Raw genomic sequence first — 22,969 nt, forward strand, 5'->3', positions numbered from 1 at the left:
GCTGTTTACTTGGCGATCAGCGATTTCCCGGTCATTTCCGCCGGCTGCGGCAGACCCAACAGCTCCAGCATGGTCGGCGACAGGTCGGCCAAAATGCCGTCTTCCCGCAGTGTCACGCCTTCCTTCGTGACGATTACCGGCACGGGGAAGGTGCTGTGGGACGTTACCGGCCGTCCTGCTTCATCCAGCATCAGGTCGGCATTGCCGTGGTCAGCCGTGATGATCGCTGCGCCGCCTTTGGCGAGGATGGCGTCCACCACTTTGCCGAGGCATTCGTCCACGGTTTCCACTGCCTTGATCGTCGGCTCCATTAAGCCGGAGTGACCCACCATGTCGCAATTGGCGAAGTTGAGGATGATCGCGTCGAAACGTTCCGCTTCGATCTCTTTCAGCACCGCTTCCGTCACTTCCGGCGCACTCATCTCCGGCTTCAGGTCGTAGGTGGCCACTTTGGGCGACGGAATCAGGATGCGCGTCTCGCCGGGAAACTCCTGCTCACGTCCGCCGCTGAAAAAGAAGGTGACGTGCGGATATTTTTCCGTCTCGGCGATGCGAAGCTGTTTCAATCCGTGCTGCGCCAGCACTTCGCCCAGCGTGTTGTCCAGGTTGGTCGGTTTGTAGGCCACATAGCCGTTCACCGTCTCGGAAAAATGCGTCAGGCAGACGAAGTGGAGGTTGCGCGGATGCCCCTCACCCCGGTCGAAGCCGCGAAAGTCGTCATTGGTGAACGCCTGCGAAATCTGAATCGCACGGTCCGGCCGGAAGTTGAAAAAGATGATCGAATCGCCGCTCTGGATGGTGGTAACCGGCTTGCCCTGCTCGTCCACGATCACCGTCGGCATCACAAACTCGTCCATGATCGACTTCTCGTACGATTCCTTGACTGCCTGAATCGGGTCGGTGTAAGCCGGTGCATCCGCGTACACCATTGCCCGGTACGCCTTTTCGATTCGCTCCCAGCGCTTGTCCCGGTCCATCGCGTAGTAGCGTCCCTGCACGGTGGCAATTTTGCCCACGCCGAGCTCGGCGATTTTGCCCTGCAGTTCCTCGATGTAGCCGACGGCGCTGTCCGGCGCCACGTCACGCCCGTCGAGAAAACCGTGGATGAAGACGCGGTCGACATTTTGCCGTTTGGCCAGCTCCAACAGTGCGTACAAATGCTCGATGTGGCTGTGCACGCCGCCGTCGGAAATCAGGCCGAACAGGTGCACCTGCTTGCCGTGTTCCTTGGCGTGGCGGAATGCGCCGATCAGCGTTTCGTTTTCGAAAAAGGCGCCTTCGCGAATCTCTTTGGAGATCCGGGTCAAATCCTGGTACACCACGCGGCCTGCCCCGATGTTCAGGTGGCCGACTTCGGAGTTGCCCATCTGCCCTTCCGGCAGCCCGACAGCCAGTCCGCTCGCCTGCAGCGTGGCGTGGGGATACTGCTGCCAATAGCGGTCAAAGTTGGGCTTGTTGGCCTGCGCCACTGCGTTGCCGTAGGTTTCTTCCCGCAGCGCAAAGCCGTCCAGAATGATGAGTGCGACCGGTTTGGGTCGATGTGCCATCTGACTTTCCTCCTTACGACTGACGCTGTGCGGCGGCTTTGGACACCAACTGCAGGTAGCTGTCCGCCGTCAGGCTGGCACCGCCCACCAGCGCTCCGTCAATGTCCGGCTGCGCCATGAAACTGTCGATGTTCTCCGGCTTCACGCTGCCGCCGTACTGGATGCGCACGGTCTGGGCAGCTGCCTGGCCAAACCGATCGGCAATCGTGCCGCGGATGATCGCGATCGTCTCGTTGGCGTCTTCCGCCGTGGACGATTTGCCCGTGCCGATCGCCCAGATCGGTTCGTAGGCGATCACTACGTCTGCCAACTGGTTGGCCTCCACGCCGGCCAGCGCCGCTTCGGTCTGACTGCGCACGACTGCGGCGGTTTCCCCCGCCTCCCGCTGCTCCAGGCTTTCGCCCACGCAGACGATTGGCTTGATGCCGTGCTTCAGGGCAGCCAGCACCTTTTTGTTGACGGTCTCGTCCGATTCGTTGAAATACTGCCGCCGTTCCGAGTGACCAATGATCACGTAGCGGACGCCGATCTCCTTGAGCATCAGCGGGCTGACCTCACCGGTAAAGGCGCCCTGCTCCTCAAAGTGAACGTTTTGCGCCCCCAGGGCGATCGAGGTGCCCTTGAGCTCCTCTGCCAGGGCAGCCAGAGCCGTAAACGGCGCGCAAATCACCTGTTCCACGCCAGCCGGAGCGCTGCCCGCTTTCGCCTCCTGGACGAAGCGGACGGCTTCGGCAATCGTTTTGTACATTTTCCAGTTTCCAGCGATAATTGGGGTTCTCAGAGGAATCGCCCTCCCTATTCGTTGTCCTCGAGCACGGCCACGCCGGGCAGTTCCTTGCCTTCCATGAATTCCAGGGAAGCACCGCCGCCGGTGGAAATGTGCGTCATTTTTTCCGCCACGCCTGCTTTTTCCACGGCTGCTACGGAGTCGCCGCCGCCGATGATCGTCGTGCCGGAGCAGTCGGCCATCGCCTGAGCTACGCCAATCGTCCCGTGGGCGAAGGCGTCCATCTCAAACACGCCCATTGGCCCGTTCCACACAACCGTACGGGAATCGACGATCACGCTGCGGTAGCGTTCCACCGTTTTCGGGCCGATATCGAGCGCCATCCATCCGTCCGGAATCGCGTCGACGGAGACGGTCTGTTTCTGTGCGTCAGGCGCGAAGCGGTCCGCCACCACCACATCCACCGGCATCAGCAGTTGGACGCCGCGCTCCTCGGCCTGTGCCATCAGCGAACGGGCCAGATCCAGCTTGTCGTCCTCGCAGAGGGAGGCGCCGATGCCGTACCCTTTTGCCTTGAGGAAGGTGTTGGCCATGCCGCCGCCGATGATCAGATGATCCACCTTGGTCAACAGGTTTTCGATTACGGCAATTTTATCTTTAACCTTTGCGCCGCCGACAATGGCCGTAAACGGACGCTCCGGACGGGTCAGGGCGCCGCCCAGGAAGCGGATTTCCTTTTCCATCAACAGGCCCGCTACTGCCGGGATGTACTGGGCGATGCCCGCCGTGGACGCATGGGCGCGGTGTGCCGCCCCAAACGCGTCGTTGACGAACACATCGGCCAGCTGCGCAAAGCGTTGTGCCAGTTCAGGATCGTTCTTTTCCTCACCTGCATGGAAACGCACGTTTTCCAGAAGGATCACGTCGCCGTTTTGCATGTTGGCGACGGCTGCTTCCACGTCGGGACCGACAGAGTCATCCAGCTTCTGTACCTCTTTGCCGAGCAGTGCTGAAAGATGGGCAGCAACAGGCGTGAGGCGCATTTCTTCGACCACCTGCCCTTTCGGACGGCCAAAATGGCTGGCGAGAATCACCTTGGCGCCTGCATCCAGCAAGAAACGAATCGTCGGCAGGGCGGCACGGATGCGCGTGTCGTCGGTAATCACGCCGTCCTGCATCGGTACGTTGAAGTCGACGCGGCAGAAAACGCGCTTACCTGCCAGGTTCACATCACGGATAGACTTCTTGTTCATGAACGATCCTCCCCACAACTATGGCTTATGTTCGGAAAATAGCGTATGGGAAAAAGGGAGAGGACGCTCTCCCTTTTTTCACAACAGTTCTATTTTACTTTTTACAAGCCACGTTCTGCAACAAATTGACACAAGTCTACAACGCGGTTGGAGTAGCCCCATTCGTTGTCGTACCAGGAGACGACTTTGACCATGCTGCCTTCCAGTACCATTGTGGACAGTGCGTCGATTGTAGAGGAAGCCGGGTTGCCATTGTAGTCGGAGGAGACCAGCGGTTCTTCCGAGTAGCCGAGAATGCCTTTCAGCGGTCCTTCCGCCGCTTCCTTCAGCACGCGGTTGACATCTTCCACCGTTACGTCGGTTTTCAGTTCGGCCACCAGGTCGACGACGGACACGTTCGGCGTCGGTACGCGCATCGCAAAGCCGTTCAGCTTGCCTTTCAGCTCCGGCAGCACGAGCGCCACTGCTTTGGCAGCACCGGTCGAGGTCGGGATGATGTTGGTCGCAGCGGCACGCGCACGGCGCATGTCTTTGTGCGGGAGGTCGAGGATTTGCTGGTCGTTGGTGTAGGAGTGAACGGTCGTCATCAGCCCGCGCACGATGCCAAACTTCTCATGCAGCACCTTGGCGAACGGCGCCAGGCAGTTGGTCGTGCAGGATGCGTTGGAGATGACCGTGTGCTTTTGCGGATCGTATTTGTCCTCGTTGACGCCCATTACGATCGTGATGTCCTCGTTGGTCGCCGGCGCGGAGATGATTACCTTTTTCGCTCCGCCTTCCAGGTGCTTCGCCGCGTCTTCCCGTTTGGTGAAACGGCCGGTGGACTCCACCACGATCTCTACACCGTACTCCGCCCATTTGAGCTGAGCCGGATCGCGCTCCGCCAACACCTTGATCTCCTTGCCGCCGACGATCAGCGTGTTTTCGCGCGCTTCCACATCCACATCCAGCACGCCGTGTACGGAGTCGTACTTCAGCAGGTGGGCCAGCGTCTGCGCGTCGGTCAGGTCATTGACGGCGACGATTTCCACGTTCGGATTGTTCAGCGCAGCACGAAACACGTTGCGACCGATGCGGCCAAATCCGTTGATACCTACTTTTACCATGACAATACCTCCTGCTCTCTCATCATCGTTATCTGCTTAGTTTTTCAAAAACGCCCGCCGTCTGAAAGGAACGGGCAGTGACTATCGTTACAATCGGCAGCAACAGGGGGAAGAACAAATACGGCAGCGTCTCGACAGTGGGAACGCCCAAGGTGACGGCCATCAACATCGCCAGGCCGCACCAGGGAATGATAACCGGAATCAACATGGTCGAATTCAGCATCGTCCGGCCGAGCAGCACCTTTCCCCCCTCCAGCCGGGAGAACCGCTCCAGCAGCGTCGAACCAAGCACCAACAGCGGAATCGTCTGGTTGCAGCTGATGGCGACCACCAGCACTGACAACAGTACGGCTTTGCCCGCAAAGGCTGCCGGCCGTACCGTCTCGCCCATCAGCCGGTCGACCAACGGGGCCAGCAGATTGGCCTTGTTCAGGATGCCGTTCAAAAAGCCGGCCAGGCTAATCAGCACCAGCACGTTCAGGATGGAGGCCATCCCGCCTCCGCGCACCAGTTGGTCCAGCGGCGTGCCGGAATGCAGCTCGTATCCGCTCAGGACAGAGCGAAAGATGGTTCCGGCGTCCAGCGAGGTCGTCGTCAGCACGAGCACCGCGGCTGCAGCGATCCCGTACAGCAGGGCCGGGATTGCCCTGACCCGCAAGGCAAACGAGCCGATCAGCACAATCAGCGGGACCAGCGGCAGCCAGCCGATGAAAAAGAATCGGTGCAGCAGTTCCTGGTAAAAGCCGATCATGTCCGTTACGCCCGTCTGACTGCGCAGCAGGTCCACCAGCAGGAACAACAAAGTGCACGCCCCCACCGTGAACAGAGCGGGGCGGTTGCTGCGGCGTTCCTCCTCTTCAGTCATGCCGGTGATGCTCAATACCAGCAGCCGGCTGCTGGAGAGAGGGGAAAACCGTTCCCCCACCATCGCGCCGCTGATCAGCGCGCCTGCCACGCTTCCGCCCGGTACTCCTGCCGTGTGGGCGATCCCCATCAACGACAGGCCGATCGTGCTCAGCGTCCCCACCGAACTTCCCAGCAGGTAGCTTGTCGCCGAGGTCAGGAGAAACGAAAGAACCAACATGTACCGGACATCGACGACCGACAGCCCGTAATAGATGATGGAAGGAATCGTGCCGCCCATCATCAGGAGAGGGATGAGCAGCCCGACCAGAAACAGGATGAGCAGCACCGGTTTGGTCTGCTTTACGCCGTCCCAGCCGAACACCAACAGTGTTCTCCAGGAATAACCAAGGCGATGTACACTAACAAGTGTGACCAAGATGGAAAAAACCATCCCCAGATACAGCGGAAAGCCGAAATGAAGACTCAGCGCGATCCCCGCGATCAACGACAAAACGGGGAGGACCGTCAGCACGTTCATCAATTCCTCGTCCCTCCAATGCAGTCATTCGGACAAAATGGCACGCGCCGCCCCTTCGTCCGTGATGAGTACATTTTGGCACGACTGCTTGGAAAAGGAAAGAATCGCTTTCGCCTTGCTCTTGCCGCCCGCGATGGAAAGTACCGCCTCCGCCTTTTTGACGTCCTCGAGCTGAAGGCCGATCGTCGGCATGCGGTGAACCGTCTCGCCCGCCTCGTTAAAGTAGTAGCCAAACGCTTCCGACACGGCTCCGGCCTGCTCCAGCTCGCGCAGCTCCGCTTCGGAGTAACTGCGCCGTCTGGCCATCGTCAGGGCGTCGCCGATGCCGTGCAGGACGATCCGGGTGTGCTTCAGCAGGGCCAGAACCTCTTTGATCTGCGGTTCCCGCAAGAGGCTTTGCAGCGCTTCCGGATGCAGCCGATCCGGCACGTGCAGCAGGCGGTATGTTCCACCGGTCTTGGCAGCCATCGCCGATGCCAGCGTATTGGCCTGCAGTTCCACCCGCTCACCCAGTCCGCCGCGGGCCGGGACAAACTGGACGCCTTTAAACGCAGGTGACGGTGTCAGATGCTGGGCCACACTGGCGATCGACGTCCCGCCGGTGACAGCGACGATGTCTCCTTCCCGCACGTACTGCTTCAGCACGCGCGCTCCGACGCGTCCCAGCTCCTGTTTGACCCAGGGGGAATGGTCGGCGTCTCCCTGGACGACGATCACTTTGGCGATGCCCAGCACTCGCTGCAGCCGTTCTGCCAGCTCGGTCAGGCCGAACAGTTCGCCAACCAGCGGTTCCAGTTCATCCAGCACACGCTGACCCTCTTCGCTCAAGCTCATCCCGGCTGCCGTCACGTGAAGCAGCCCGGTTTCCTTCAGCAGGTCCACCTCGGCCCGCAGGATGCGCTCCGTGCTGTGAAGCTCCTGGGCCAGAGCCCGCCGGCCAATTGGCTGCAGGTGATGCACCGAGCGAAGCAGCATGTACCGCTGCCGCATTACATCAACCAGGTCGGGCAGCAGTTTTTGTTGCATCTCGATGAAACGCCGCATCTGCCTTCTTCCTCGTCTGCTTGGTTTTTGTTCCGGGACATAATTTGTCCCGCTGTAACATTTTTTGTCCCGGTTGGAGCAAAAAAATAATCTCACTTCTCTTTGAATGTAACACACCTGTAAAAAACATGCAAGGTCCCTCAGCCCATCAGAGCCAAGGGACGTGTTGCCGGTTACTGCAGGCGGCGAACCAGCTCCGCTCGCAGTTCTTCCCAGCTGACTACGCTGGTGACGGAGCGAAATGCCTCCTGTCCGTCAATCTCCACGACGGGGATGACCAGCATGTACTTTTCGTGCAGCGCATCATCCTCCTCGATGTCGACCACGGTCAGGCGCAGCGGAAACTCCATCTCCAGAAGGCGGATTGACTGCTCCACCTGCTCGCACAGATGACAGTTTTTCCGCCCGTACAGCACGATCTCAAACGGTTTGCCTGCTTGCATCTCTCAAAACCTCTTTCGCTTCGCTGACGAGGGGATCATCATCTCTTCCCGATATTTGGCCACGGTCCGGCGGGAAATCTCGATGCCTTCCTGCAGCAGCATCTCAGACAGCTTCTGGTCCGACAGCGGCTGTTTCCGGTCCTCCTGTTCTATCAGCGCCTTGATCCGGCGCTTGACACTCTCCGACGAGGCTGCCTGGCCGCTGGACGTCGACAGTGCCGACGTAAAAAAGTACTTCAGTTCGAAAATTCCGCGCGGCGTCTGCACGTATTTGTTGCTGGTCGCGCGGCTGATGGTCGACTCGTGCAGATTGACCCGCTCGGCAATCTCTTTTTGCGTCATCGGCTTCAGGTAGTGTATACCGCGCTCGAAAAAGTCCCGCTGCATCTCGACGATCGCCTGGGTGACGCGCATCAGGGTCAACCGCCGCTGCTCCAGGCTTTTCGCCAGCCACATGGCGGCATTCAGCTTTTCGTGAATAAACTGCCGGGCGTCATCCTGGCTCTTCTGCTGGCGCAGCATTTTCTCGTAAAAGCTGTTGATTTTGATCCGCGGCGTCGCCACGTCGTTGACCAACACCACGTAGTCGTCGCCCACCTTTTCCACAGCCACGTCAGGGATGACGTAGCGCGTCTCGGCGCGGGAAAAGGCGGAACCCGGACGAGGGTTGAGCGTGCGCAGCAGATCAGCCATTGCCTGCACATCCCGCACCGTACAGCCGATCTTCTCGGCAATCCGCTGATAGCGGCAGTCGGCCAGATCGTGCAGATACAGACTTACCACCTGCACGATGTTGTCGTCGTCCAAGCCCAAGTGGCGGAGCTGCAGCAGCAAACATTCTTCCAGACTGCGGGCCGCCACCCCGGCTGGGTCAAAGTGCTGCAGGACGGCCAGCACGTCTTCAATCTCGTGCAACGCCACCCCCAGGCGCTCCGCCGCTTCCTCCAGCGGGACTTCCAGATAGCCCTTTTCGTCCAGATTGCCGATCAAAAACAAGGCAATCTTCCGCTGCAGCGGCGTAAAGCCCTTGACGTAGCCAAGCTGCCGTTCCAAATGTTCGTACAGCGTGACCGTGTCGTGATGCACGAAGTCGAGCGGATTGTAAGTGCTTTCATTTTTCCCCACGGAGTATTCACCCGTGGCCCGATTTCCCACGAGCTCCTTCCAGTCGATTTCCGGAGCCGGACGCTCCTTTTTTACAGGTGCCGCGTCCACCGCCTCTTCCTGCAACTCGATTACGGGATTTTCGTTTGCCTGTTCCTGCAGATAGGAGAGCAGATCGACAGCCGAATACTGTAAAATGGTGATCGCCTGTCTCAACTCCGGCGTCATCACCAGCTTCAGCGTCTGCTCCTGATAAAGACCCAGTCCCATGTTCATCGAGTTCGCCCCCCTTCTCTATTATGCAGCAGATTTCGGCACTTCTGTCTTTTCTCAATTATATTCGCTCAATCATGCAATTTTCCTGCCAATATTTGATTTTCAATATGTCTGCTCGCCCAATCAACCGACATTGACCGCTGCGCGTACTGTTGGCAAACACGAAGACTCAGCAGCAGCGGTGTGACTGCCTCTGCCCCAAAAAGTTTTTTGTGATTTTCCAGTTTTTGCATTTGCATATCCCTAAAATATGTTCTATAATAAAGATCGTCACGCGCCCGTAGCTCAGTGGATAGAGCGGCGGTCTCCGGAACCGCGTCTTGCGTAGGTTCGACTCCTACCGGGCGCACCATACGTGGCAATCAGCTATAAACGCGATTCTCTGCCAGGCAGAGGGTCGCGTTTTTTACGTGTACATGCCCCCCTGCCCGCGTCGCGTTTTGCAGCGGACGCTACCAACTTCTTTGCTGGTCGTCAAGAAAGCGAACGGGTCCTATCACCCATGCACCACTCACTTTGTCTACACGCTGAAGCGCCCTGGAGAGCATTCTCCAGAGCGCTTTTTTACTGCGGGTCCTGTTTGTTCAGCTTGCGGTCCCGTTCCGGCTGATGCGATCGACCGGACTCATCCGCGCGTTACTGCGCTTCACCCACGTATACTTTCTGGCCGTTTTCGTATTTGTACACGTAGACGGACGCATACTCGTTGTCGCCTTTGTCGTCAAATCCGACTTTGACGAACTGGCCTTGGAAGTCCTTGATCTTGTGCACGTGCTCCAGCACTTGCTCGCGGGTCGGTTTTTGACCGTTGTTGGCTTTGATCGCTTCTTCCAGACCGTGCAGCAGGACGTTCATCGAGTCGTAACCAAAGGACGTGAAGATCCCGACTTTGTTGCCAGTAGCCTGTTCAAATTCGGAAATCCATTTCTTGCCTTCCTCGGTCGCCCCGATGTCGCCAACGACGGACGTGAACACGACGTTGTTGGCATTGTCGGCGCCTGCGATTTTCACCAGATCAGCGGAGTCGTAGCCGTCGCCGCCCATCACGATGCCTTTGAAGCCTTTTTCACGAAGCTGCTTGATGAGCACGCCGGCGTCGGAGTAGTAGCCGCCGAAGTAGATCATCTCCGGTTTGGCGGCGATGATTTGGTTGATCACGGCGCTGTAGTCCTTTTCGCCGGCGGTAATGCCTTCATAGCCGACCACCTGGACGCCGTCCTTTTCAAATTGCTTTTTCACCTCGTCTGCCAGTCCCTGACCGTACGCCTGCTTGTCGTGCACGATGTAGGCCGACTTGACGCCCAACTGGTTCTTGGCGTAGATAGCCGCCTTGGAGCCCTGCATGTCGTCGCGCGCGCAGATGCGGTGCACCACTTGTTTGCCTTCTTCCGTCAGGTTGGCCCCGGTCGAGGACGGCGAAACCATGACCAGTTTTTCCTGTTCGTACTGGGCGGATGCCGTAATCGACGCACCGGTGGTCACGTGGCCGACGACGCCGATGACATCCGGATTGGAGATGAGCATCTGCGCAACCGCCACGCCCTGTTTCGGGTCGGCCTGGTCGTCCTGGGCGAGCAGTTGAACGTCAAAGCCCAGTTTTTTGAAATCTTCCTGTCTTTGTTTCAGGGCGTATTCGGCCCCCGCCTTGGCGGTGCTGCCGTAATCGGAGTACTGACCGGACAGCGGGCCGACCGAAGCGATCACCAGTTTTTGAAGCGAACCCGAGTTGGAGCCGGAATTGCTGCCGCTGTCGCTAGACTGCTGCTGTCCGCAGCCGGCCAGAGCGGTGCCCAGCGCCAAAACCGTTGCAAGAAACGCAAATGATTTCTGTTTTTTCATCGCGAGAAATCCCCCTTTACTTTACCAGCAAACCAATTGATGAAATAAAACCACTTGCTCATATTTTAAAATAAATACGAAAATTTGCAACAGATAAAATAGATGCAAGATATAGGCAATACCTATAGGAGCGATTCCAAGATGATGAAAAAGGAAAACCGCCTCCCGTCGGGAAGCGGCTGCATGCGCGTTTGGCTATTTCTCTATTCCTTGTATTTGCGGGAGTACGCTTTGCTCGTGACATAGAGCGTCAAGGCGATAAACCCGATAAACATGACGACACTGGCCACAATGACCGTCGTTTCCATCTTGCACTTCCCCTCTCCCACTGCTTTCTGCCTTATTATACGGGAAAAAGACAGGCTGTTACAACGGATGAATCCGCCAAACGGCTTGCTTGTCCGTCTAGATGGACGTGATTCTCCTTGCCACACAAAAATACCAATAATTACCAATGAACCTTCCTGCGTCTGCATGCCACACTATGAAGAAACGGCACATATCCTGCGAACAAACGTTTTTGTGCACAACCTGTTGACAACTCTGTGGATAAGTTCAAGAAGGAGCGGTTCTCGTGGCAAACGAGCGATTGTACCTCATCTACCAGGAAGCGAACGACGAAGAATGCCTGCTGACCATTCAGCCGTATACGGACGAACAGGCATTGGCCGAGGCCATCAACAAGCTGCAGGCCCGACAGGTGGAAGAATACACGATCATCAAGGGACGGAAAATGAACGCGACGCTGCGCCTGGCTGTTGAGCTAACCGAAGCGGAAGAAACGGAAGCCTGAGTCCGCTTCGGAAGCTCCCCTCTTTTCCAGTGCCCGCCTCTCCTGCTATGTTTGAAGGAGGGAGCCCGTCGATTGAAATTTTGACGGAGGCGATCCCGTATTGATCACTGGGAGGAGGGATGCGTGATGGATCAGGAACTGGCGCGACTCAACAGCGAAGCCGCCCGGTTGGCCGTGCAGTTTGTGAACGGACAGCCGCGGGCGTTCCACCGGTTGGTCCTGTTGTTTGCGCCGCGCGTGATGCGCATCGTTCGCAAGCTGGTCAGCGGCTATCACGACGGTGAGGACCTGTACAACGAAATTTGGCTGAAAGTCGCGCAAAATTTGCACAAATACGATCCTGCACTGCCCTTTCACTCCTGGCTGTACCGTATCGCCTCCAACTCGTGCATCGACTTCCTGCGCAAAAAACGGGAGATCGTGCTGGAGGACGAACAGTTGTTGCTGCACGTACATAAACACCCCGCTGAGACTGTCAAAAGCCCGGAACGGTTCCTCGTGGAAAAGGAGACGCATACCGAGCTGACAGCGCTTATGGACAACCTGAACGAAACCGACCGGCTGATTCTGACCCTCCGTTTTGTCGAAGGCATGAGCTATGAAGAAATCGGCAGCATTGTAGGGATGAACAAAAACACCGTGGGCACCCGGCTGTTCCGGGCCCGCAAGCAGTTAAAAGAATTGCTGGAGAAACATCGGGAGGAAAGGAGAATGGCCGATGCCGCATATTGACGAACTGACTTTGATGATGTACAGCGATGACGAGTTGTCCGCCGAGGAAGCGGCCCGCGTTCAAGTGCATCTGGACCACTGCTTTCACTGCCGGCAGTCGTGGGAGCGGTTGACCGGCGAGCAGCATCTGCTGGCAGAGACGATTTTCGCCGCGGATACGTCGCTGCCGCCGCTGGAGTTGGACTCGCTCACGGCGGCGCAGATTGAAGGCATTGCCATCCTGCACAGGCGGCATCGCCGCCGCCTGCTGTGGCGGGCGATACTTGGCGCGGGCACTCTTCTGGCGGTTGCGGCCGGGTATCTCATTTTTTGGCAGAGTGTGTGGTTTCACTGGGTTGCCTCTGCGTGGAATTCCTGGACATCCCGCTTCTTTTGGGGATCAGCCCTGTGGCTGAAGGACAACGCCGGTGACCTGTTCAACGTCCCCGGTCCATACGTGGTGGCACTGCCGCTGCCGCTGCTGCTGCTGATCGGTCTGCTTTTGCTGGTGAACATACGCTTCCTTCCCTTTCCTCCATCCCGGCTGCAGAATCGGGAGGTCGACTGATGGGACGGATCAAACTCATCCTCTGCCTGCTACTGTCCGTTTTCCTGCTTGTGCCGGCACATGCAGTCCATGCGTTCGGCACAGTGTCAAACCATAGCTACGTGCTGCCGGCTGACGCGGTGCACGACGGCGATCTGGCGGTCAACGCCAATACGGTCTCCATCGAAGGAACAGTGAACGGCGACCTGTACGTGCTTGCAGAAAACGTACAGATACGCGGACGCGTCACCGGTGATGTCCTCGCGTTTGCGGTCGACACTCGCATCGACGGCACTGTCGCGGGAGATGTGCGCGCCTTCACGCAGCAGCTGTCGATCTCCGGCAATGTGGAACGAAACGTCACCGTCGGTTCCAGCCACATCGTGCTGGAGCAGAACGGCCGTATAGGCGGCAGCCTGCTGATGTTTACCCCGCATGCGGACCTGAACGGCAAAGTGGCCCGTGAAGCAAACGGCAAGGTGGACACCCTGCGCATCACGGGCGAAATCGGAGAAGGCATCTCACTACTCCACTCCAGCTCCCTGCAGATTGACGCACCTGCCGTGATCGGCGGCGATCTGGTCTACTCCAGTCCGCATCGGGCTGCGATCGGTTCCGGCGCTGTCCTCAAAGGGAAGGAACTGTATTCCCCCGCGGTGGTGGCTGCAGACCAAGACACCTTTTCCTACTTTCCCATCCTGTTGGGCCTCTCGTCGCTGCTCAGCACGCTGCTGCTCTGGCTGGCTGTGCGCTTTCTCTTCCCGGCCGGGCTGAGCTGCATCTACAGCCAATTGGACCGGCACCCGGGACAGGCGTTCGCTTGTGGCGCCGGCTTGGTGCTCGGCCTGCCGCTCCTGTCGATCGCGCTGCTGGTGACCGTCGTCGGGATTCCGGTGACGGTGGCGCTGCTGCTGGCATTCGTGCTGCTTACCTGGTCGGCAAAGGTGTTTGTCGGCTCCTGGATCGGCATCCGGCTGGCCGAGCGTTTTCGCTGGCGGCTTCCCCCCCTGCTCGCCGAGCTGCTGGGCGTGGTGGCGCTGCAGTGCCTGCTGATTATCCCGTTTGCCGGCTGGCTGTTCGCGCTGCCGGTGTGGATGGCCTTCCTCGGATCGCTGGCCTGCGCGGTCCGTCAGGCGAATAAAACATTTCTGACGCCATAAGGTTTAGGAGAGGCAGGATTGGGAGAGAACTGAGAGAAAGGCTTGCAGTTACCTGTTTGACCTTTACTGACCTTTCGTGTATGATTAATCTTACCAAGAGAGGAGGAAGGCTTAATGCATATGAACTTGATTCCCACCGTCATCGAACAGACGAATCGCGGTGAACGTGCATATGATATTTATTCGCGCCTGCTAAAGGATCGCATTATCTTTCTCGGAACGCCGATCAACGACACCGTTGCCAACATCGTCGTAGCGCAACTGCTGTTCCTGCAGGCCGAGGACCCGGACAAAGACATCCACTTGTACATCAACAGCCCGGGCGGTTCGATTACCGCCGGTATGGCGATTTATGATACGATGCAATTCATCAAACCGGATGTGTCCACCATTTGTGTCGGCATGGCCGCGTCGATGGGGGCGTTTTTGCTGGCGGCGGGCGCCAAGGGCAAACGCTTTGCCCTGCCGAACAGCGAAGTGATGATTCACCAGCCGCTCGGCGGCGCGCAAGGCCAGGCGAGCGACATCGAAATTGCTGCCAAACGCATCCTGAGAATGCGCGAACACCTGAACAAAATCCTCGCCGAGCGCACCGGTCAGCCGCTGGAGCGGATTCAAAAGGATACCGACCGCGACAACTTCCTCACCGCTCAGGAAGCGCTGGAGTACGGCCTGATCGACAAGGTAATCACGCCGGAATCCTCTTCCAAATAAGCAATCGGCTTGACAGGGTTCTTCCCCTCGAAGCACGACACCCGGCCAGCAAGGCCGGGTGTTTTTACTTCTCCTCCAATTGTCCGACCTCGACCGCCATGCTGTTGGCCGGATTGCCTTCAATGTGGACGCGGGCCGTCGCGGTTCGTTCATCCACGCCGTCGATCCAGACCGGCTGCCCTTTGTACTGGACCTCGATTTTTTCCGAGGAGCGCAGGATTTCCTGTGCGCGCTTCACATCCATGTATCATTCCCTCCCTTGGTGCTGTCAGCGATTGTCGCGGGCCGAACTGGCGCCCGTCATGGTATCGGTGGTCGACTCCTCGATCAATCCGTTCTGGTCGCTGACCTGTCCGCCGCCGAGCCCCTCGTTTACCATACGGTCAATGTCCATGTCGTACTGGTCGCGTCCTTCGTATAGGGTGTCACGGTTGTTCTCCACACGTCTCCCTCCTTTGGCGCGGTTGGGCACCGGGTGATGAAAGACTCCATCGCATGCGGCAGCGAGTGGAAGCCTTGCCTGTTTCATCTGTTAGATTCCCCCGGGCGACGGGAAAACATGCAGCCTGCCCCAAACAGACGCGTACCTTGAGGATATTACGGTTGCTCCAAATCACCCCGTCGCGTCAGCATGGGCCATCGCTTCGATACGTTTTTTTACGTAATCAACGATTTCCTCTGCCGGCACCCCATCCGTCATAATCTTTTCTTCAAAACATGTGTCCTGAAAAGCCTCCACACACGCTGGGATTTGCCGGTAACACCAGTTCCCCTCCGCTTCTCCCCGCCTTCTGAGCCGTTCATAGAGGGTTTCCCGGCTGGCGATCAGGCAAAAATGGCAGGTATGTTTGTCCAGCTCTTTGAAGCCGTTAAAAATGTATGTGAAGTATTCCTTATGTATAATCGTCATGGGAACAATCAAATGCTTCCCGTAGGTCATCTTCAGCAGCCCGGCCACCTTTACCGTCAGCACCCTCCACAATTGCAAATCCTGAAAATTATCTGTCTTTTCCTCGCGCAGCCTCATTTCCTCCGGAACGATGCGGCGCAGCATAAAGCCCACCTCTTCCGGGTCAAACAGCATGCTGTTCGGTATGGATGCAGCCAGCCTGCTGGCAACCGTCGTCTTCCCGGCGCCATACGCACCATTTATCATTACAATCATGGTCACTCACCCTTTTTACACGGGATGTGAAACAGCCGAGTACAACGCCATCGCCGCCGCACGGTAAAAGAAAAAGAGGCACCCGCAAAGAATGAAGTTGCTTTGCATTATGCCTCTGATTCTTGCAAGGAGCAGCATTGCGATTGCAAACGGAGCTGCGCTGCAAGGTGTCAATAACGTTGCGGCCTATTCCTCTTTGCTGACCAGATTGGCCAGGCTGCTGACCGCTTGAGCCGCATCAGGGCCTTCCGCCGAAATCGTGATTTCCGTTCCCGAACTGATGGCGAGGCTCATGATGCCCATGATGCTTTTTGCGTTTACTTTTTTGTTTCCTTTCTCCACAAAAATTTCCGATACAAAGCGGTTGGCCTCCTGCACGAAAAATGCCGCAGGACGGGCCTGCAACCCAGTTTTCAATTTGACCACAACCTGCTGTTGAACCATGTATGGACCTCCTCACACAGTGTACTCGTTACCGATAAGTATACCATGCTGCTAGATGGATACATTTTGTTTTTCTCGCAATTTCTCAGCAATTTCGTTGATTTTTCTCAACCGGTGATTGATGCCTGATTTGCTGACCGGACCGCTGGGCAGCATTTCCCCCAGCTCCTTCAGATTGATGTCCGGGTGCATCAAACGCAGTTCCGCCACTTCCCGCAGCCGCTTCGGCAGGTTTTCCAAGCCGATCTCCTGCTGAATCAGCTTGATGTTCTCCATCTGGCGGGCAGCGGCATTTACCGTCTTGTTGATGTTGGCAATCTCACAATTGTGCAAGCGGTTCACCGAGTTGCGCATGTCTTTGACGATCCGCACGTCCTCGAAGTACAGGAGAGCCTGATGCGCGCCGATGAGGCTGAGAAATTCAGTAATCTTCTCGCCTTCCTTGATGTAGAGCACATACCCTTTTTTCCGCTCGATACACTTGGCGTTTAGTCGATAGCGGTTGGCCATCTTGGTCAGCGCTTCGCAAAAATTCTGGTAGGACGTGAAAATTTCCAAATGATAGCTGGACGCCTCCGGATGATTCACCGAACCGCCAGCCAAAAACGCCCCGCGCAGATAGGCCGCCCGGCAGCACGAGCTTTTGACGATCTCCGGTGAAATGCCCTGAACAAAGGACTTGTCTTGGTCCATAATGCCAAGTTCTTGCAAAATCTCGTGCGCCTTGTGCGGAATCCGCACGATGTAGACGTTGTTTTTCTTCAGCCGCATTTTTTTGCGCACCAAGAGTTCGGCGTGTATATGAAACAGGCGCTTGGTCAGGGTGTAGATCCGTCTGGCAATCGCCGCATTCTCTGTTGTCACATCCAGCACCAGCCGTCCTGCCCCGAATTGCAGACTGCCGTTCATCCGGATCAAGGCAGCCAGCTCCGCCCGGCTGCAGCACTCGGGGGTGTCCAGCATGGTCAGTTCCTTTTTCGTTTGTGCGGCGAATGATGACATTGACCCTCACTCCTTCTCTAGCTTCTGCATCCTGCGCTTGCGCCTGATCAGGGATACCACCTGTTTGCTTACGGCGTGCGCGTCGTGACGCAGATAACCGTCCTCAAACGTTACCAGCGGCTTCGCCACGACGTGCAGCCCCAGTTGACGCAATCGCTCCAGATCGCAGATGACCGGAGTTGCCCCCTTTTCCGCATACTTTTCCAAGACATGCGCGGGAATGTCAGCCGAGTTGACGATTACGGTGTCCAAAAATGGACTGCCCACGTGACGGTACATCACTTCCACGTGCGCGGACGCGGTGTACCCATCCGTTTCACCCGGCTGCGTCATGACGTTGCAAATGTACAGTTTTGGCGATGGCGAACGCTTCACGGCATCAAACAGTCCGCGCACCAACAAGTTGGGCAAAATGCTGGTGTACAGACTGCCGGGACCGATCAAGATCGCATCCGCTTCTTCAATGGCCAACAAGGCCTCGCTTAACGGCACTGCGTCTTCGGGATCGAGGAAGACGCGCTTGATCCGCTTGCCTGTAAGCGGTATCTGGGACTCGCCGACGACGATCGAGCCGTCCTCCATTTCGGCCAGCAGCCGAATCGACTGGGTGGACGCCGGCAGCACGTCGCCGCGCACAGCCAGGACACCGCTCAGCTTTTTCACTGCTGTCACAAAATCTCCCGTAATCTCGTTCATCGCTGCAAGTAGTAGATTCCCCAAATTATGGCCGGCTAATCCCGTGCCGGTTGAAAAACGGTACTGCATCACTTTCTCCATCAACGGCTCGGTGTCGGCGAGGGCCGTCAGCACGTTGCGAATGTCACCGGGCGGGGGCATATCCATCTCCTCCCGCAGTATGCCTGAGCTTCCTCCGTCATCGGCGACGGTAACAATCGCCGTGATGTGAACCGGTTCATGCTTCAACCCCCGCAGCAGGACAGACAATCCCGTTCCCCCGCCGATCACGACAACCCGCAGCTGTTCCCCGGGCTGCGTTCCCTTTCTCCTTGTCGGCATATGTCACCTCATTATATGCTGATCCACACAGGCGTTCCTCGCAGATGTCCTTTCGCCATCCTATGCTCATTTGTTTTTGTCAATGTCTCGATGGCTGATGCGAACCGTAAAATCTTTGCTGAAGACGTTCCCGATGTGCTCGGTGATCGCCACCGAACGATGCTTGCCACCTGTGCAGCCAATACCGATCACCAGCTGGCTTTTTCCCTCCCGCTGGTAATGGGGTAATGTAAAGGACAGAAAATCGACCAGTTTGTCGATAAATTCCTTCGTCTCCTTATGATTCATGACGTATTCGGCCACTTCCGGGTCACATCCCGTCTTCGGCCGCAGTTCCTCCACGTAGTGCGGATTCGGCAAAAACCGCACGTCAAACATCAGGTCGGCGTCAATCGGCGTACCGTATTTGAAACCAAACGACAGCACGTTGATCGTCAGCGGCGATCCCTGCTGTGCGTATTGACTGATAATCTTTTCACGCAGCTGTGCCGGTTTCATCTGGCTGGTATCGATAATCTGATGCGCCCGCCCTTTCATTTCCTGCAGCAGGCGGCGCTCGGCGTGAATGCCTTCCAATGGCGAACCGTTCGGCGAAAGCGGATGGCGTCGGCGTGTCTCTTTGTAGCGGGACACCAGCGTCTGGTCACTGGCATCGAGATACAGGATATGAAACGAAATACCCTCCATCTGATTCAGGCTGTCAATCGCTTCGGACAGGCTTTCGAAAAACTCTCGTCCCCGCAGGTCAATCACCAGGGCAACCCGTTCGATGCCGCCGCCCGATTGTTTAATCAGTTCCGCAAACTTGGGAATCAGCACCGGAGGCAGGTTGTCGACACAAAAGTACCCCAAATCTTCCAAGCTTTGTACGGCTACGGTCTTGCCAGCACCCGACATTCCCGTAATAATGAGCAAATTGATGGCTCTGTCTTTTCCCACTTCCGTCACTCCACTCGCCTCCTACGATTCTGACATAAGCATACCATAACCACTGTCGTATTCGTACCCTCCCAACCACCTAACCGTGGAACCGGCCGGACTGCATCGCACCTGAAGCGGGTTGTCCCATCCGATTCGGTAAAAAAAAGACGCGGCTGAATGCAGCCACGCAAGTATGGTTCGTATAGATAAGGGGGTCAATTCATCGTCTTCTAGTGTACCGCCCAAATATTTCATTTATGTTACAAGGAGGTTAAGACATTGTGACATTTTCTTCCGCCAGCCGCTCATTCAGTTCTTCCACGTAGTGCTGAGCCGATTGAGCAGCGATGGAACCGTCGCCGGTAGCAGTCACGACCTGGCGCAGCATTTTTTCCCGCACGTCCCCTGCGGCAAAAATTCCTTTTACCTTGGTGTGCATACGCTCATCGGTCAAAATGTAACCCGCTTCGTTGGTGATGCCCAACCCGCGCACGCACTCCGACAGCGGATTCATGCCGACGTAGATGAACACGCCATCGGTCGGGAATTCGCGCTGCTCGCCCGTTTTGACGTTTTCCAGCAGCACTGCCTGTACTTTGCTGTCGCCGCGGATTTCCTTGACGACCGTATCCCAGATTACGTCGATTTTTTCATTGTCAAACGCCCGTTTTTGCAGAATCTTTTGGGCGCGGAATTGATCCCGACGGTGCACAATGGTCACTTTGGAGGCAAACCGGGTCAAAAAGACTGCCTCTTCCACGGCCGAATCGCCGCCGCCGACAACGACCAGCTCCTTGCCGCGGAAAAACGCCCCGTCACATACAGCGCAGTAGGAAACGCCGCGTCCGGACAGTTCTTTTTCCCCGGGGACGCCAAGCAGGCGGTGTTCAGCACCGGTCGCGACGATGACCGATTTCGCCAGGTACTCCTTGTCGCCGGCAATCACCCGCTTGTACGGATGTCCGTCTTGGATTTCCTTGATTTCGCCATACGCGTACTCGGCACCAAATTGCTGGGCGTGCTCAAACATTTTGGTGGACAGGTCGGGTCCGAGAATCGACCCAAAGCCCGGATAGTTTTCGATTTCCTCCGTATTGGCCATTTGCCCGCCCGGAACGCCGCGTTCCAGCATCAGCGTGCTCATGTTGGCACGGGAGGTGTATACGGCAGCCGTCATGCCGGCGGGGCCGGCTCCGGCAATGATGACATCGTAAATTTTTTGGTCGCTCATGTCCACTGCCTCCTCAATCTGCACGATTGTGCCTGCTCTCATTCACTTATTTAAACTTATTATAAAATGAGAATCTATTTCAGATCAAGTGCTGCCAACGCTTTGACACACTTGGCTACGGTTGAAGGAGATATCCCGTATTTTTCGGCGAAATACGCCTGGGATTGCTTCTGATTGTTCATCGTTCCGTATAGATATTCCAGCGCGGCCACCCACGCCACCGTTTTCCGCACCTGTACCGGGTTGGCGACGCTTTCCTTGTAGCGGTGCCAGACCTTGAGGCACCATTCGCCCATGTCAGTCCGGTCGTTTTCCATCAGGCAGCGGCAGATGCAGTCTTCCACGCTCTCCATTTCCGTCTGGGGCGGGACACTGCTCACGCGACCCGCCGCACCGTTTGTCGTGCGGCTCGCCTCACCGTCTGTGACGGCATCACGCTGCGCTGCGTTTGGCTTGCCCTTGACGCGTTCCGCCGATATGCCGGGAGGGCAGTCTGGCAACGCCGCTCCCATGTCAGCCAGTGCCAGCAAGGCCAGCTTCTGCAGCTGCGGATCGTCTGTCTGGTGGTAAAAATGGCGAACAGCCGCTTCCGCTTCGTCATCGCCGATCATGGCAAGCGTTTGCAGGACGGCAAACTTTACTTCATCCCGCCCATGCTGCAGCGCCCAGAGCAACGAAGCGCGGATCATCGGGTCCTGTTTGAGGCCTTCCACGCCTTCAAGCGCCGCTTTTTCCCAGGATACTTCACGCTGCGGCGGATGGTACTGATACGGAATCAATAGGGTATTCTCCCCTTCTTCCTGCGCTTTTACTAATTGCAAGTAGTGATCCGCTACACCCGAATCCGGGTCCAGCTGCTTGGCCTTCTGCCACCAACGCAGTGCCTGATTTCTGCGTCCGGTCATATAGGCAGAGATGGCCGCATAGTGGTATGTGCAGGCTTCGTGCATACGCCCCGTCCGCAACATCCGGTAGTACAGTCGGTACGCTTCCTCATGCTGCCCGAGCACGCCCATCGTCGTCGCCAGCTTGTACATGTGCTCCGGGTGATACGGGACCACTTTTTTCAGCATCTCGATCAGCCCGACTAGTTCCTGCACGCGATTGTGGTGGGAAAGCAGGACGGCCAGGTTGCACAGCGCATGCAGGTTTCCGTTTTCCCGCTCCAGCGTCTGTTCGATCGTCGCCATCGCCTGGGCAAAATCGCCCACGTAGTAGTAGGCCAGCGACAGGTTGTTCCAGGCCGGCATGAACGACGGGTCCGTCTCCACAATTTCTTTCAACGTCTCCAGTGCCTCTAAAAAGCGCCCTTCTTCCAGGCTTTGACGAGCTCGTTCGTGTTTGCTGTATACGTCCTCGCGGTCACCGGGAAGGAAGTGGCGCGGCGGCATGTCCAGTTCAAAGTAAATATAATCGAGCAGTTCTTCCGCTTCGAGCCGATATGGGCCGTTTTCATCCGCTTGCAGGTAACGGATCGCCATTTCTTCCGCCATCTGGTAGTCTTCCAGATTGGCGTAATTGTTGGCCATGTAAAAGTATACTTCCACCATGGACGAATCGTACTTTTCGATAATTTCATACAAGACGTCGTTTGATGCTTCAAATTGCCCCGTTTCTGCCAAAACACTGGCCAGGTGGCAGTGGTATTCGGCATTGGTAGGCTCCAGCTCGATTGCCCGGCGAAAGCAGCGAAGGGCCTTCTTGTAATCGTAGCGATGCAGGGAACGAAGACCTCGCTCCACAAAGAATTCCGGATCTTGCATGAAGTCAACAACGGTGGCTTTGATGATACCCTTGTTATGTTTCATAGAACCTCCAACATCCCGGGAGCAGTACTCCATGTATCGTACCAGAAGCTCTCCCGCGCCACAAGTTGATTCGGCCGGCAAAGTGCTTGGCAACCAGCCAATAAAGCAGGAAACACCACTGGCTTTACAGCGAGTGGTGTCGTCTATCCGTTGTATCAATTGTGTAAAACGAAAATGGAGCGGACGACGGGTCTCGAACCCGCGACCTTCGCCTTGGCAAGGCGACGCTCTACCAATTGAGCTACGTCCGCACTGGTGAGCCATGAAGGACTCGAACCTTCGACCCTCTGATTAAAAGTCAGATGCTCTACCAACTGAGCTAATGGCTCACAATATGGTGGCTCGGGACGGAATCGAACCGCCGACACGAGGATTTTCAGTCCTCTGCTCTACCAACTGAGCTACCGAGCCGCTTTGATTGTAGATGGCGGAGCTGACGGGACTCGAACCCGCGACCTCCGGTGTGACAGACCGGCGTGAACTCCAGCTTCACCACAGCTCCGTGAAAAAAACCTTCATTCCTTGAAAACTGGACATGCATGGTGCAAAGGATCATTGGAGTGGATAAGTCCTCGACCGATTAGTATTCGTCAGCTCCACGCGTTACCGCGCTTCCACACCGAACCTATCAACCTCATCGTCTTTGAGGGGTCTTACCAGCTTGACGCTGTGGGAAGTCTCATCTTGGAGGGGGCTTCACGCTTAGATGCTTTCAGCGCTTATCCCGTCCGCA

The 22,969-nt window shown here is 56.8% G+C and carries 24 protein-coding genes, 5 tRNA genes and 1 rRNA gene; 6 read left to right on the top strand and 24 right to left on the bottom strand.

Going from position 1 to position 22,969, the window contains the following annotated elements; translation table 11 throughout:
* Nucleotides 1-5 precede the first annotated feature (5 nt).
* From gpmI to ETC00_RS12040, 9 genes are all read right to left on the bottom strand, one after another.
* A complete protein-coding gene (gene gpmI, locus ETC00_RS12000) occupies nucleotides 6-1,547 on the bottom strand; it encodes a 2,3-bisphosphoglycerate-independent phosphoglycerate mutase (RefSeq protein ID WP_171566322.1) in 1,542 nt (513 codons plus the stop codon).
* 13 nt (nucleotides 1,548-1,560) lie between these two features.
* On the bottom strand, nucleotides 1,561-2,328 hold the full coding sequence (gene tpiA, locus ETC00_RS12005; protein ID WP_171566347.1) for a triose-phosphate isomerase: 768 nt from the start codon (nucleotides 2,326-2,328) through the stop codon (nucleotides 1,561-1,563).
* Nucleotides 2,329-2,342: 14 nt separating this feature from the next.
* The gene (locus ETC00_RS12010; protein WP_171566323.1) at nucleotides 2,343-3,527 is read right to left on the bottom strand and encodes a phosphoglycerate kinase; all 1,185 of its coding nucleotides are present in this window, start codon (nucleotides 3,525-3,527) and stop codon (nucleotides 2,343-2,345) included.
* A gap of 101 nt (nucleotides 3,528-3,628) precedes the next feature.
* Entirely contained in the window at nucleotides 3,629-4,633 is a 1,005-nt protein-coding gene (gene gap / locus ETC00_RS12015) for a type I glyceraldehyde-3-phosphate dehydrogenase (protein WP_171566324.1), read from the bottom strand.
* Nucleotides 4,634-4,661: 28 nt separating this feature from the next.
* Entirely contained in the window at nucleotides 4,662-6,017 is a 1,356-nt protein-coding gene (locus tag ETC00_RS12020) for a Na+/H+ antiporter NhaC family protein (RefSeq protein WP_171566325.1), read from the bottom strand.
* Nucleotides 6,018-6,041: 24 nt separating this feature from the next.
* A complete protein-coding gene (locus ETC00_RS12025; protein WP_171566326.1) occupies nucleotides 6,042-7,061 on the bottom strand; it encodes a sugar-binding transcriptional regulator in 1,020 nt (339 codons plus the stop codon).
* Between the two features lie 173 nt (nucleotides 7,062-7,234).
* Nucleotides 7,235-7,504 carry a glutaredoxin family protein gene (locus tag ETC00_RS12030; protein WP_171566327.1) on the bottom strand — a complete coding sequence of 90 codons (270 nt, stop codon included), beginning with the start codon at nucleotides 7,502-7,504 and terminating at the stop codon, nucleotides 7,235-7,237.
* A gap of 3 nt (nucleotides 7,505-7,507) precedes the next feature.
* Nucleotides 7,508-8,884: an RNA polymerase factor sigma-54 gene (rpoN, locus tag ETC00_RS12035; RefSeq protein WP_171566328.1), complete on the bottom strand. Its 1,377-nt coding sequence runs from the start codon at nucleotides 8,882-8,884 to the stop codon at nucleotides 7,508-7,510.
* A gap of 68 nt (nucleotides 8,885-8,952) precedes the next feature.
* Complete coding sequence (locus ETC00_RS12040; protein ID WP_171566329.1) at nucleotides 8,953-9,117, bottom strand: hypothetical protein; 165 nt, start codon at nucleotides 9,115-9,117, stop codon at nucleotides 8,953-8,955.
* A gap of 41 nt (nucleotides 9,118-9,158) precedes the next feature.
* Between ETC00_RS12040 and ETC00_RS12045 the strand changes: the two genes are divergently transcribed.
* Nucleotides 9,159-9,236: transfer RNA gene (locus tag ETC00_RS12045), tRNA-Arg, on the top strand.
* Nucleotides 9,237-9,520: 284 nt separating this feature from the next.
* Here ETC00_RS12045 and ETC00_RS12050 read toward each other — a convergent pair.
* On the bottom strand, nucleotides 9,521-10,723 hold the full coding sequence (locus ETC00_RS12050; protein WP_171566330.1) for a branched-chain amino acid ABC transporter substrate-binding protein: 1,203 nt from the start codon (nucleotides 10,721-10,723) through the stop codon (nucleotides 9,521-9,523).
* Between the two features lie 574 nt (nucleotides 10,724-11,297).
* Between ETC00_RS12050 and ETC00_RS12055 the strand changes: the two genes are divergently transcribed.
* From ETC00_RS12055 to clpP, 5 genes are all read left to right on the top strand, one after another.
* The gene (locus tag ETC00_RS12055) at nucleotides 11,298-11,516 is read left to right on the top strand and encodes a hypothetical protein (protein WP_171566331.1); all 219 of its coding nucleotides are present in this window, start codon (nucleotides 11,298-11,300) and stop codon (nucleotides 11,514-11,516) included.
* Nucleotides 11,517-11,642: 126 nt separating this feature from the next.
* Nucleotides 11,643-12,248: an RNA polymerase sigma factor gene (locus ETC00_RS12060; RefSeq protein WP_171566332.1), complete on the top strand. Its 606-nt coding sequence runs from the start codon at nucleotides 11,643-11,645 to the stop codon at nucleotides 12,246-12,248.
* Nucleotides 12,235-12,795, top strand: coding sequence for an anti-sigma factor family protein (locus ETC00_RS12065; protein WP_171566333.1), 561 nt, complete (start codon nucleotides 12,235-12,237; stop codon nucleotides 12,793-12,795). The genes ETC00_RS12060 and ETC00_RS12065 overlap by 14 nt, the downstream gene beginning before the upstream one ends.
* Nucleotides 12,795-13,934: a bactofilin family protein gene (locus tag ETC00_RS12070; RefSeq protein WP_171566334.1), complete on the top strand. Its 1,140-nt coding sequence runs from the start codon at nucleotides 12,795-12,797 to the stop codon at nucleotides 13,932-13,934. Before ETC00_RS12065 ends, ETC00_RS12070 begins: the two co-directional genes overlap by 1 nt.
* Nucleotides 13,935-14,054: 120 nt before the next feature.
* Nucleotides 14,055-14,648, top strand: a complete 594-nt coding sequence (clpP, locus tag ETC00_RS12075) for an ATP-dependent Clp endopeptidase proteolytic subunit ClpP (protein WP_171566348.1) — start codon at nucleotides 14,055-14,057, stop codon at nucleotides 14,646-14,648.
* A 64-nt stretch (nucleotides 14,649-14,712) separates the two neighbouring features.
* On the opposite strand, the gene ETC00_RS12080 is transcribed toward clpP, so the two are convergent.
* The 14 genes from ETC00_RS12080 to ETC00_RS12145 all read right to left on the bottom strand — a co-directional run.
* Nucleotides 14,713-14,892, bottom strand: a complete 180-nt coding sequence (locus ETC00_RS12080; RefSeq protein WP_171566335.1) for an H-type small acid-soluble spore protein — start codon at nucleotides 14,890-14,892, stop codon at nucleotides 14,713-14,715.
* 24 nt (nucleotides 14,893-14,916) lie between these two features.
* Entirely contained in the window at nucleotides 14,917-15,090 is a 174-nt protein-coding gene (locus ETC00_RS12085) for a hypothetical protein (RefSeq protein ID WP_171566233.1), read from the bottom strand.
* Between the two features lie 171 nt (nucleotides 15,091-15,261).
* Nucleotides 15,262-15,813, bottom strand: coding sequence for an AAA family ATPase (locus tag ETC00_RS12090; protein WP_171566336.1), 552 nt, complete (start codon nucleotides 15,811-15,813; stop codon nucleotides 15,262-15,264).
* Nucleotides 15,814-15,999: 186 nt separating this feature from the next.
* Nucleotides 16,000-16,257: an HPr family phosphocarrier protein gene (locus tag ETC00_RS12095; RefSeq protein ID WP_171566337.1), complete on the bottom strand. Its 258-nt coding sequence runs from the start codon at nucleotides 16,255-16,257 to the stop codon at nucleotides 16,000-16,002.
* Between the two features lie 51 nt (nucleotides 16,258-16,308).
* Nucleotides 16,309-17,259 (bottom strand): DNA-binding protein WhiA, encoded by a 951-nt coding sequence (gene whiA / locus ETC00_RS12100; protein ID WP_171566338.1) that lies wholly within the window; start codon nucleotides 17,257-17,259, stop codon nucleotides 16,309-16,311.
* Between the two features lie 6 nt (nucleotides 17,260-17,265).
* Complete coding sequence (locus ETC00_RS12105) at nucleotides 17,266-18,276, bottom strand: gluconeogenesis factor YvcK family protein (protein ID WP_171566339.1); 1,011 nt, start codon at nucleotides 18,274-18,276, stop codon at nucleotides 17,266-17,268.
* Between the two features lie 66 nt (nucleotides 18,277-18,342).
* Nucleotides 18,343-19,224: an RNase adapter RapZ gene (rapZ, locus tag ETC00_RS12110; protein ID WP_171566340.1), complete on the bottom strand. Its 882-nt coding sequence runs from the start codon at nucleotides 19,222-19,224 to the stop codon at nucleotides 18,343-18,345.
* A 244-nt stretch (nucleotides 19,225-19,468) separates the two neighbouring features.
* A complete protein-coding gene (gene trxB, locus ETC00_RS12115; RefSeq protein ID WP_171566341.1) occupies nucleotides 19,469-20,428 on the bottom strand; it encodes a thioredoxin-disulfide reductase in 960 nt (319 codons plus the stop codon).
* 74 nt (nucleotides 20,429-20,502) lie between these two features.
* Complete coding sequence (locus ETC00_RS12120; protein ID WP_171566342.1) at nucleotides 20,503-22,236, bottom strand: tetratricopeptide repeat protein; 1,734 nt, start codon at nucleotides 22,234-22,236, stop codon at nucleotides 20,503-20,505.
* A 175-nt stretch (nucleotides 22,237-22,411) separates the two neighbouring features.
* A tRNA-Gly gene (locus ETC00_RS12125) sits at nucleotides 22,412-22,487 on the bottom strand.
* Between the two features lie 2 nt (nucleotides 22,488-22,489).
* Nucleotides 22,490-22,565 (bottom strand) — tRNA-Lys (locus tag ETC00_RS12130).
* A gap of 6 nt (nucleotides 22,566-22,571) precedes the next feature.
* Nucleotides 22,572-22,647, bottom strand: a tRNA-Phe gene (locus ETC00_RS12135).
* A 14-nt stretch (nucleotides 22,648-22,661) separates the two neighbouring features.
* Nucleotides 22,662-22,738, bottom strand: a tRNA-Asp gene (locus ETC00_RS12140).
* Nucleotides 22,739-22,796: 58 nt separating this feature from the next.
* Nucleotides 22,797-22,969, bottom strand: a 23S ribosomal RNA gene (locus ETC00_RS12145); the annotation flags it as partial.

This window comes from Brevibacillus sp. MCWH (assembly GCF_013096935.1).
GTDB lineage: Bacteria > Bacillota > Bacilli > Brevibacillales > Brevibacillaceae > Brevibacillus > Brevibacillus aydinogluensis.